A 10,930-nucleotide genomic window follows, 5' to 3' on the forward strand; every position below is an offset into this window, starting at 1 on the left:
AACAAGAGCTAAAGCGTATAAATTTTATGCTTGATCAGCCCATTAAACTCCCCTATGATGCGAGAACTTTTTATAACAGGAACAATTATGACCGAACAAACATTTATTCTCGGCAAAGATGCCGCACTTGAAGACAGTATTTCAAAATTTCAACAAAAATTGACCGCACTTGGTTTCAATATCGAAGAAGCCTCTTGGCTTAATCCTGTGCCAAATGTCTGGTCTGTACATATTCGTGATAAAGATTGCCCACAATGTTTCTCTAACGGTAAAGGCGCGAGCAAAAAAGCTGCGTTAGCATCTGCATTAGGTGAATATTTCGAACGTCTTTCCACCAACTATTTCTTTGCCGATTTCTATTTAGGGCAAGAGATTGCCAATAGCGATTTCGTCCATTATCCCACTGAAAAATGGTTTCCTATTGAAGATGAAGCCCTTTTACCACTAGGGATTTTAGATGATTACTTATGGGATTATTTCGATCCAAATCAAGAACTAACCCCAGAATTGCTTGTGGATCTGCAATCTGGTAATTACGATCGCGGTATTGTCGCGATGCCTTATGTGCGTCAATCCGATCAAGAAACCGTCTATATTCCACAAAGTATCATTGCGAATTTGTATGTGTCTAACGGAATGTCTGCCGGTAACACAAAAAATGAAGCACGAGTGCAAGGGCTTTCAGAAGTTTTTGAACGTTACGTAAAAAATCGCATTATTGCAGAAGCAATCAGTCTTCCTGAAATTCCAAAATCCGTGATGGATCGCTATCCATCTATTCAAGCCTCTATTGAAAAATTAGAGGAAGAAGGCTTCCCTATTTATGCCTTTGATGCGTCACTAGGCGGCAAATATCCTGTCATTTGCGTGGTATTACTCAACCCAAATAATGGCACGTGCTTTGCCTCTTTTGGTGCACATCCAAACTTCCAAGTGGCATTAGAGCGTACCGTAACGGAGCTTTTACAAGGTCGCAGCTTAAAAGATCTCGATGTATTCTCTCCTCCATCATTCAATAATGATGATGTGGCGGAGCATGCTAACCTTGAAACACACTTTATTGATTCTAGCGGTTTAATTTCTTGGGATTTATTTAAAAATACGCCAGATTATGAATTTGTAGATTGGGATTTCTCAGGTTCAACGCAAGAAGAATATGAAAACTTGATGACAATCTTTAATGCAGAGGAAAAAGAAGTCTATATCATGGATTACAACCATTTAGACGTTTACGCTTGTCGCATTATCGTACCTGGCATGTCTGATATCTATCCTGCTGATGATCTCATTTATGCCAATAATAATATGGGTATGGACTGGCGTGAGATCTTATTGGATCTACCGCACCATCATCATGATGCTGAGACTTATGAAGAATTATTAGCAGAATTAGATGAGCAAGATATTGATGATGCTACACGCGTTCGCGAATTTATCGGTATCGTTGCACCAAAAGCAAGCGGTTGGACAACATTACGTGTTGGTGAACTTAAATCCATGCTTTACTTAGCATTAGGTGAATTAGAATTAGCCTTAGATTGGGCAAACTGGACGATAAATATGAACAGCTCTGTGTTTACGCCTGAGCGTGTGAATTACTATCGTGCCTTAATCAGCATCATTGAATTGCATTTAGACAATACTCGCGATCCACAACAATATCGTACTGTATTTGAAAGAATGTATGGTAAAGAAGCCGTTCAACAAGCTTGGGCTGCAGTGGCAGAAAAAGGTAACCCGTTCTATAACTTGCCAGCCAGTGATGAAACGCTTGAAAACTTCAAAGAACACCAAGCTTTACTTGGCGCTTATGCTAAATTACAAAAAGCCAAACGAGAAAATTGGAAATAGACGATTTTCTCTTAATCATAAGGCGGACTTAATGTCTGCCTTATTTATTTCCGCATCAAAAAACTGCTTTAAAATCAACCGCACTTTTCACACAAAAACGCTTAAATTTATGCTATAATCCGTCGCAATTTTTTGATCAAAAAAGGAATAAAAATGACGGATTCAATCCATTCCTCTATTACCCCAGTCAATATTGAAGAAGAACTCAAATCTTCTTACCTTGACTACGCCATGTCGGTGATTGTTGGGCGTGCTTTGCCCGACGTACGTGACGGTTTAAAACCGGTGCATCGACGTGTGCTTTTCTCCATGGATCAATCTGGCATCACTGCCGGCAAAAAATACGTAAAATCTGCCCGTGTGGTAGGTGATGTAATCGGTAAATATCACCCGCACGGTGATTCTGCGGTGTATGACACCATTGTGCGTATGGCACAGCCGTTCTCATTGCGCTACATGTTGGTAGATGGGCAAGGTAACTTCGGTTCAATCGACGGTGATGCGCCAGCGGCAATGCGTTATACCGAAGTACGTATGCAAAAAATCACCCAAGCGTTATTAACTGACTTGGATAAAGAAACCGTGAATTTCTCGCCAAACTATGATGGCGAATTAATGATTCCGGATGTATTACCAACCCGTATTCCTGCACTTTTAGCAAACGGTTCTTCCGGTATTGCGGTGGGGATGGCAACGAATATTCCTCCACACAACTTAAATGAAGTTTTAGATGGCTGCTTGGCTTATATTGATAACGAAAACATCACCATTGATGAGTTAATGCAATATATTCCAGGTCCAGACTTTCCAACAGCGGCATTAATTAATGGCCGTAAAGGGATTGAAGAAGCTTATCGCACTGGCCGCGGCAAAGTGTATGTTCGCGCTCGTGCAAGCGTAGAAACCACAGATAAAGGCAAAGAGCAAATCATTGTGACCGAATTGCCTTATCAGGTGAACAAAGCCAAATTGGTAGAAAAAATTGCTGAGCTTATCAAAGATAAAAAAATCGAAGGCATCAGCAATATTATCGATCTTTCTAACAAAGAAGGGATCCGCATTGAAATCGACATCAAACGCGATGCCGTAGGCGAAGTGGTATTAAATCATCTCTATGCGCTTACCCAAATGCAGGTGACCTTCGGGATCAACATGGTGGCCTTAGATCACGGTCAACCACGTTTATTCAACTTAAAACAAATCATTGAAGCCTTTGTGATGCACCGTCGAGAAGTGGTGATTCGCCGTTCTTTATTTGAATTGCGTAAAGCCCGCGAGCGTACTCATATTTTAGAAGGTTTAGCGGTTGCGACATCAAATATCGATGAAATCATCGATATCATCCGTCAATCGAAAGAGCGTAAAGAAGCGGCAGAAAAATTAATTTCTCGTCCTTGGAAACTGAATAACGAAATTTTAGGTTTGCTTGATGCAGCGGCACGTCCAGCTGAGTTAGCGGCTGAATTTGGTATTAAAGGTTCGGATTACTACCTTTCTCCAGAACAAGTTGATGCAATCTTAGAACTTCGCTTACATCGCTTAACCGGTCTTGCTACCGAAGAAGTGATCAATGAATACAAAGAGTTATTGGTTAAAATTGCAGAACTTCTTCACATCATCAACAGCCCTGAACGCTTGATGGAAGTGATTCGTGAAGAGCTTGAACAAGTACGCGCACAATTCGCGGATGAACGTCGTACTGAAATTACTGCGGCTTCTGGTGATATTGATTTAGAAGATTTAATTGCTCAAGAAGATGTAGTGGTGACCCTTTCTCACGAAGGTTATGTGAAATATCAACCGCTTACCGACTACGAAGCACAACGTCGTGGTGGTAAAGGTAAATCCGCAACGAAGATGAAAGATGAAGACTTCATCGAAAAACTTTTAGTGGCGAATACTCACGATACGATTCTCTGCTTCTCTAGCCGTGGTCGTTTATATTGGTTGAAAGTCTATCAATTACCACAAGCCAGCCGTGGCGCACGTGGTCGTCCGATTGTGAATATTCTACCGTTGCAAGAAAACGAGCGTATCACCGCAATCCTACCAATCTCTGCTTATGAAGAAGATAAATTCGTCATCATGGCAACCGCTGGTGGTATTGTTAAGAAAATTGCGCTAACCGAATTTAGCCGTCCACGTTCAAGCGGTATCATTGCCTTGAACTTACGTGATGAAGATGAATTAATCGGTGTGGATATCACCGACGGTTCTAACGAAATCATGTTGTTCTCATCTCAAGGTCGCGTAGTGCGTTTCGCTGAAAGCGCAGTCCGTGCAATGGGTCGTTTAGCAACAGGTGTACGCGGTATTAAACTTGCCCTCACTAATGATATCGCTGACGATGAAAGTGCGGTCGAAATTGAAGAGGTTTCGGACGATAATGCAGAAGAAACCCTCGATCTCAACATCGATAAAGTGGTTTCCTTAGTTGTGCCGAAAAATGATGGTGCAATCCTTACGGCGACGCAAAATGGTTACGGTAAACGTACACAATTAAGCGAATACCCAACCAAATCCCGTAATACCAAAGGGGTGATTTCGATTAAAGTAAGCGAACGTAACGGCAAAGTCGTTGCTGCGACACAAGTAGAAGAAACCGACCAAATTATGCTTATCACCGATGCAGGTACCTTAGTGCGTACTCGTGTAAGTGAAGTGAGCATCGTTGGCCGTAACACCCAAGGGGTTCGTTTAATTCGTACCGCAGAAGATGAGCACGTAGTCAGTCTTGAACGTGTTTGTGATGTGGATGATGAAGACGAAGGCATTGAAGATGTGACTTCTGAAGAATAAATAATCTTACAATAAATAAAAGCCCCGCGTTTTGATTCGTGGGGCTTTTTTATTGGTATCTAAAAATCTCTTTTAGGGATCTATTCTACTGATGAAAACTACTCGCCTTCTTCTAATTCATCAGCCATTGCCGCAAGAATTTCACGGGTTAAATACGCCAATGAACGATAAAAAGGAAGTGTGGCATAAGTTTCTACTTGGGTTAAAAATTTCGCTGCACAAGGTAATAAGAAATCACCGAATAAATCTTGTTGAGCAGATAACGATTCCGTATTGTCTTCTAACCAAGAAGCCGTAAGCAATAACAAGGCAAAATGATCCACATTCTCTGCTTCAGGCACATTACGAGCATGACGAAAATCCACAAAACGTTGCACATCCATATCATAACTAGAAATAGCTGTCGGCACATTACCGTTTGGGCCAAACAATTTTTGATATTCTTGATCAAGCAACGTTAAATCAATTTTCATTTGTAAATTATCAATGGCAGCTTCGCTTTCTTTATCCGTAGAAAGTGCCCACACTTGACTTAAACCTTGTTGTTGCAGCCAATCAAATACCCCACTCAAAATTGGATCCGTAGGGCTGCGATAAAATAAATTGCCGAATAAGCGACTAATTAAAGAGAAATTATTCATTTGAGTTTCTGACATCTGTTGCTTTCCTATAATTGTGCTCAAGATTGAGCTAAAAGTGCGGTCAATTTTGCTGTTGTTTTTTCAGCAGCTTCATCAAGCATCGCTTGGCGAGCAGCATTATCGATAATATGAATATCACCAAATAAAGAGTAATCCACATTCTCGATACCACAATAATTAAATAAACCATTGATCAAACAATGATTGAGGGATTTATCCACGCCGTATTCTTGATATTTTGCTACGCTACTCCCTATGGTGATAAATTGTTGCATCGCTTTACCTTGAAGCAGACCTTTAGATTCACCATTTTCTGTTTTATAAGCAAAACCATGGCTTAATACACGATCCAAATAGCCTTTCAAGATTGCGGGAAAGCCCATCCACCATAAAGGATAAACCATCGTAATCAAATCTGCTTGGCGAATAAAATCATGTTCCTGCTGAATTTCTGCCGGGATAATCCCCTTATTGGCCGATTGTAATTCTTCAAAGGAAATAATCGGATTAAATTCCATGGTATAAAGATCGCGCAAATGGGTTTCAACACCAAGCTGTTGGCTTGCTTTTACAATGCGATCCACAATTGCACGACCAAAACTTTTTTGGCTATTGGGATGCGCAAAAATAATCAAATGATTCATTCTGTTACCTTTTTAACTAACAATGTAATACCATCAACGCGTTCTACCACCACAAGATCATTCACTGTCAAATGCTCGCCTTGAATACGCCATGTGGTATCGCCAAAAGCACCGCGACCAATCCCGTTAGAACCGATTTCTAATACCGTGCCTTTTTTACCTAATAGTGTATGATCCCGTTGATTTAAGGTTGTACGTGATTGATCCTGATTATCTTTGCTATGTTGGTATTTCCACCAAAGCAACGAGAGAATAATCGCTAAAATTGCATAAAAAACGGCTAACGCGGTTAAGGATAAACTCGGCACCAATGCCATTACGCCTGCCGTCACAATCGCAGCCAAGCCCCACCACAATAAAAATACACCGGGTACAAGGGTTTCAGCGATTAACAATACAAAACCTAATACCAACCAATGCCACACCGACCAAGTTGTTAACCAATCTGCCATATCAACTCCTTGAGAGAAAAAGTGCGGTCATTTTTAACCGCACTTTAATAATAAATTACGCTTTTTTATCGCCTTTTAACAGTTCGGCAATACCCGCTACCGAACCGATTAAATTGCCAGCTTCAAGCGGCATCATGACTACTTTGCTATTCGGTGAACCACCGATTTGTTTTAAAGCTTCCGTGTATTTTTGTGCGATGAAGTAATTGATCGCTTTGGTATCACCGCTAGCAATCGCTTCTGACACCATTTGGGTTGCTTTCGCTTCCGCTTCAGCTGCACGCTCACGCGCCTCTGCTTGTAAGAAGGCTTCTTGACGCTCCCCTTCCGCTTTCAGAATGCGGGCTTGTTTTTCCCCTTCTGCACGTAGAATTTCTGCCTGACGAATCCCTTCCGCTTCCAAGACTTCCGCACGTTTATTACGTTCTGCTTTCATTTGTGCGTTCATTGAATCAATCAACTCACGTGGTGGACGCACATCGCGAATTTCAATACGAGTAACTTTAATTCCCCAAGGATTGGTCGCTTCATCCACAATTGCCAGCAAGCGACCATTAATGGAATCACGTTGGGAAAGCATTTCATCCAATTCCATCGAACCTAATACAGTACGAATGTTAGTCATGGTTAAATTGATAATCGCCTGTTCTAAATGGTTCACTTCATAAGCTGCACTACGAGCATCAATCACCTGAACGAAACAGACCGCATCAATAGATACGTTCGCGTTATCCTTAGAAATAACTTCTTGTGATGGAATATCTAATACCTGTTCCATCATATTGATCTTACGGCCAACACGATCCACAAATGGTACGACAAAGTTTAAGCCAGGCATTAAAGTGTGGGTATAACGCCCAAAACGCTCAATCGTCCAGTTATAACCTTGCGGTACAGTTTTGAGTGCTGAAAAAAGTACGACGACGACTAATACAATAAAGACGATTGCGGCAACGGATAAGCCTTCCATAGATTGCTCCTTAATGTGAGGAAATATAAGAAAAGTCTAACAAATTAGACCGCACTTTGTATATAAATATATTTATCGTTTTCTCTTATAAATTCAAAAAGATGTGTAATGCAATTCGGGGCATCTAAATCTTGATGAGAAACAAATAAAAGCTGTGTTTCACTATTATTAACGAGTTGCTCAATAAAATGTTTTACTAACTTGCGATTTAACCCATCAAGCCCTTGAAAAGGCTCATCTAAAATTAAAACAGGTGGATGCTTCACCATCGCTCGTGTAATTAAAAGCAAACGTTGCTGTCCCCAAGAAAGTGAACGAAATGGCTTTTTTGCTAAATGAGTCAGATTTAAACGAGCTAACCATTGCATGGCTTTCAAACGAATTGCCTCTGGCACTTGTTGATAAATCCCAATACTGTCAAAAAAACCTGAAATGATCACATCTAGCACGGAACAATTCACACGATAATCTAAATGCAGTTGGCTGCTTACGTAACCAATTTTTTGTTTGATATCCCAAATGGTTTCGCCTGAACCACGTTGTTTACCAAAAATCACCACATGATTCGCAAAGGCTTGAGGATGATCACCTGTAATTAACGAAAGTAAGGTTGACTTCCCTGCTCCATTTGGTCCTTTAATCCACCAATTTTGATTTGGCTGAACAACCCAATTTAAATGATCCAAAATCACTTTATCGCCATACTGAACTGTAACATTTTTAAGTTCAAAGTGCGGTTGGTTTTCAGACAGTTTTAGTAATGGTGAGGCCGGCTCAGGCAACGCAACATCAACAGACTGTTCCGCATACACTAATTGTTGATAAATACTTTGTTGCTCAATGGATTGGCGTACACCTTCTAATACTAACTCTAAATTTTCCAACATAGCTAAATGAGTCGCTTCAGCCGGAATATCTGCCAAACGATTAACGATTAGAACGATAGCACATTCTTTTTTTAGTTCGTTCAACATCACCATCCAATCTTTTACTGATTGCTGATCTAGCCCTTCAAAAGGTTCATCTAAAATTAATAAATCGGGCTTTTGCAATAATGTTTGTGCCAATAAGACTTTTCGTGTTTCCCCAGTGGAAAGTTTGATAAAGAAACGATCTAAGAGATAAGTAATCCCTAATTTTTCTGCAATTTGTTCACAAAAAGTGAGTTCCGTGCTGCCATTTAAAATGGTTTCTCTTGCCGTTTTACCAAAAAAATCGGGACCAGTATCATCGTTGTTTAAATTCTTTAATGTGGCTTCAAGAATTTCTCGTTGTTTTTCAAAAGAAAAGGAGTGAACACGTTTGAAGGAATTATGGTACTCCCCTTCCTGTAAAGGTAACTCATTTTGCAAAGCTAAAGCAAACGCCGATTTCCCACTCCCATTACTGCCTACCACAACCCAATATTGTTGTGGCTCAATCGCAAAGTGCGGTAAGTTTAAGGTCTGTTTTTGATAAAGCTTAAATTTTGCTTGCTGAATTAAAAGTGTCATTCTCTTTCCCTTAAAAACAAAAGGCGAGCAATTTGCCCGCCTTGTCAGATTCATTTAATTAGCCGTTTTTACGCTCTTCTTCCATACATACTGCCGCAGTAAATAATACGTCAGTTGAAGAGTTTAGCGCGGTTTCTGTTGAATCTTGTAAGATACCAATCACGAAACCTACACCGATCATTTGAGCTGCAATGTCATCATTAATACCAAATAAGCTACAAGCTAATGGAATTAACAATAATGAACCACCAGCCACACCAGATGCACCACACGCACAAAGTGCAGCAACAATACTTAATAACACCGCACTAACAAAAGAAACTTCAATACCTAATGTATGAACTGCCGCTAACGTTAATACAGTAATAGTAATTGCCGCACCCGCCATATTGATATTTGCACCCAATGGAATTGCCACTGAATAGGTTTCTTCATCAAGATTTAAGCGTTTTGCTAATTCAATGTTTACAGGAATGTTTGCTGCAGAGCTACGTGTAAAGAATGCAGTTACACCACTTTCGCGCACACAAGTCCACACTAATGGATATGGATTACGACGAATTTTCCAATAAACGAGAATTGGATTAAGTACAAAGGCAGTAAATAGCATTGTACCGATTAACACGAATAATAAGTGAACATATCCACCTAACGCAGATAAACCTTTGTCAGATAATGTTTCAGCCACTAAACCGAATACACCGAAAGGTGCAAATGAAATAATCACGTGAACAATTTTAGAAATGCCTTCTGCAAAATCAGCTACAACCTGTTTAGTTGCATCTGATGCATGACGAAGGGCTAAACCTAAACCGATAGACCATGCTAAAACACCGATAAAGTTGGCTTTGAAAATCGCATTTAATGGGTTATCCACCACATTCAATACTAAAGTAAGCATCACTTGGCCAACAGATTGAGGCGCTGAGCTCGCATCTTCTTTTACTGCAAGAGCAACATCTGATGGGAATGCCATACTTGCAATTACTGCAGCCACAGCCGCTAAGAAAGTACCCAAAAGATAAAGCACGACAATTTCTTTCATGTTGCTTTTAGAACCCACTTTCTTATTAGCGAGTGCCGCCATAACAAGGAAGAAAATCAAAATTGGTGCAACTGCACGTAATGCTTTAACAAAAATTTGACCCAGCACGCCAAAGCTAGATGCAAGATCAATACCTGCTGAATTTTTTACACTCTCATTCACCAAGGCAACAAAGATCCCGAGTACCAAACCAACAGCAATTCGTTTTACCAAATTACCTTGGAACAAAAAATGAAATAAACGTGTTGTATTCATAATAGTTTTAAATGAAGATTAAGTTGAACTTCAGATCGTTACGATCCACCGAAACACGATAAAGATAGCTCAAATTTTATTTAAAAGAAAATTTTTTCTTTATTATTTTGCTAAAAAATTGAACTTTTTAAGCTAGGAATGAATTTTTTCTAAAATTTTCGCCTATAAAAAAATTTTTTCTATCCCCTATTGACATACTGTATCTAATACCAGTATATTACAACTGTATAAACAACCACTGATTAAAAACACACAAACTAAAAGGAACACAAGATGATGAACTACGCAAATACAGTTGCACAAAATGATATGACGTTTTCTTATCATCCTATGCCATTTTTCAATGATGTTGAAAGCAAATCGACATTTAATAAAAAATTAGACCTCAACCTTTATTGTATCAAACGTCCACAACAAACTTGTTTTATTCGTGTTACCAATCCGAATATGCTTGCTTGGGGGATTGAAATGGGCGATATGTTAGTGGTTGAAAAAAATGACAGCCTTTTCATTGGTGATCTTGTCGTATTAGAAAAACAAGACGAATTCCATATTTATGAATTTGCCGGCGTAAGCGGTAATGAATTTGTATTCATGGCATTAGATTCTAAAGTGGAAAATATTAAAACAACACAATGGACAAACCTTCCGTTAGTTGGCACGGTGACGAATACTATCCATCAAATGAAACCAAGAAGAGACTTAATGAAATTTGCTGCTTAAGCCAATAATCAAATAATCTAAATAAAGAAAAAGTGCGGTTAAAATTAACCGCACTTT

The 10,930-nt window shown here is 39.6% G+C and carries 9 protein-coding genes; 3 read left to right on the forward strand and 6 right to left on the reverse strand.

What is annotated here, in order from left to right:
• Positions 1-87: 87 nt before the first annotated feature.
• Both ycaO and gyrA read left to right on the forward strand, forming a co-directional pair.
• Positions 88-1,851, forward strand: coding sequence for a 30S ribosomal protein S12 methylthiotransferase accessory factor YcaO (ycaO, locus tag HMPREF2732_RS08120; RefSeq protein ID WP_070592376.1), 1,764 nt, complete (start codon positions 88-90; stop codon positions 1,849-1,851).
• 153 nt (positions 1,852-2,004) lie between these two features.
• Positions 2,005-4,650 carry a DNA topoisomerase (ATP-hydrolyzing) subunit A gene (gyrA, locus tag HMPREF2732_RS08125; protein ID WP_070592377.1) on the forward strand — a complete coding sequence of 882 codons (2,646 nt, stop codon included), beginning with the start codon at positions 2,005-2,007 and terminating at the stop codon, positions 4,648-4,650.
• Positions 4,651-4,748: 98 nt separating this feature from the next.
• On the opposite strand, the gene HMPREF2732_RS08130 is transcribed toward gyrA, so the two are convergent.
• The 6 genes from HMPREF2732_RS08130 to sstT are packed head-to-tail and all read right to left on the reverse strand — an operon-like array spanning position 4,749 to position 10,150.
• Positions 4,749-5,306 carry a TorD/DmsD family molecular chaperone gene (locus tag HMPREF2732_RS08130; protein ID WP_070592378.1) on the reverse strand — a complete coding sequence of 186 codons (558 nt, stop codon included), beginning with the start codon at positions 5,304-5,306 and terminating at the stop codon, positions 4,749-4,751.
• 23 nt (positions 5,307-5,329) lie between these two features.
• On the reverse strand, positions 5,330-5,935 hold the full coding sequence (locus HMPREF2732_RS08135) for an NAD(P)H-dependent oxidoreductase (protein WP_070592379.1): 606 nt from the start codon (positions 5,933-5,935) through the stop codon (positions 5,330-5,332).
• Positions 5,932-6,387 carry an NfeD family protein gene (locus tag HMPREF2732_RS08140; protein ID WP_070592380.1) on the reverse strand — a complete coding sequence of 152 codons (456 nt, stop codon included), beginning with the start codon at positions 6,385-6,387 and terminating at the stop codon, positions 5,932-5,934. The genes HMPREF2732_RS08135 and HMPREF2732_RS08140 overlap by 4 nt, the downstream gene beginning before the upstream one ends.
• 55 nt (positions 6,388-6,442) lie before the next feature.
• A complete protein-coding gene (locus HMPREF2732_RS08145; RefSeq protein WP_049370905.1) occupies positions 6,443-7,357 on the reverse strand; it encodes an SPFH domain-containing protein in 915 nt (304 codons plus the stop codon).
• Between the two features lie 44 nt (positions 7,358-7,401).
• A complete protein-coding gene (gene modF, locus HMPREF2732_RS08150; protein WP_070592381.1) occupies positions 7,402-8,850 on the reverse strand; it encodes a molybdate ABC transporter ATP-binding protein ModF in 1,449 nt (482 codons plus the stop codon).
• 58 nt (positions 8,851-8,908) lie between these two features.
• Entirely contained in the window at positions 8,909-10,150 is a 1,242-nt protein-coding gene (sstT, locus tag HMPREF2732_RS08155; protein ID WP_070592382.1) for a serine/threonine transporter SstT, read from the reverse strand.
• Between the two features lie 273 nt (positions 10,151-10,423).
• Here sstT and HMPREF2732_RS08160 point away from each other — a divergent pair, with 273 nt between their 5' ends.
• On the forward strand, positions 10,424-10,873 hold the full coding sequence (locus HMPREF2732_RS08160) for a LexA family protein (RefSeq protein ID WP_075875252.1): 450 nt from the start codon (positions 10,424-10,426) through the stop codon (positions 10,871-10,873).
• The last annotated feature ends 57 nt before the right edge of the window (positions 10,874-10,930 follow it).

This window comes from Haemophilus sp. HMSC061E01, from assembly GCF_001810345.1.
Classification (GTDB): domain Bacteria; phylum Pseudomonadota; class Gammaproteobacteria; order Enterobacterales; family Pasteurellaceae; genus Haemophilus_D.

Coding starts and splice junctions, on each gene's coding strand:
- ycaO (WP_070592376.1), top strand. CDS start 88: ATGACCGAACAAACATTTATTCTCGGCAAAGATGCCGCACTTGAAGAC.
- gyrA (WP_070592377.1), top strand. CDS start 2,005: ATGACGGATTCAATCCATTCCTCTATTACCCCAGTCAATATTGAAGAA.
- HMPREF2732_RS08130 (WP_070592378.1), bottom strand. CDS start 5,306: ATGTCAGAAACTCAAATGAATAATTTCTCTTTAATTAGTCGCTTATTC.
- HMPREF2732_RS08135 (WP_070592379.1), bottom strand. CDS start 5,935: ATGAATCATTTGATTATTTTTGCGCATCCCAATAGCCAAAAAAGTTTT.
- HMPREF2732_RS08140 (WP_070592380.1), bottom strand. CDS start 6,387: ATGGCAGATTGGTTAACAACTTGGTCGGTGTGGCATTGGTTGGTATTA.
- HMPREF2732_RS08145 (WP_049370905.1), bottom strand. CDS start 7,357: ATGGAAGGCTTATCCGTTGCCGCAATCGTCTTTATTGTATTAGTCGTC.
- modF (WP_070592381.1), bottom strand. CDS start 8,850: ATGACACTTTTAATTCAGCAAGCAAAATTTAAGCTTTATCAAAAACAG.
- sstT (WP_070592382.1), bottom strand. CDS start 10,150: ATGAATACAACACGTTTATTTCATTTTTTGTTCCAAGGTAATTTGGTA.
- HMPREF2732_RS08160 (WP_075875252.1), top strand. CDS start 10,424: ATGATGAACTACGCAAATACAGTTGCACAAAATGATATGACGTTTTCT.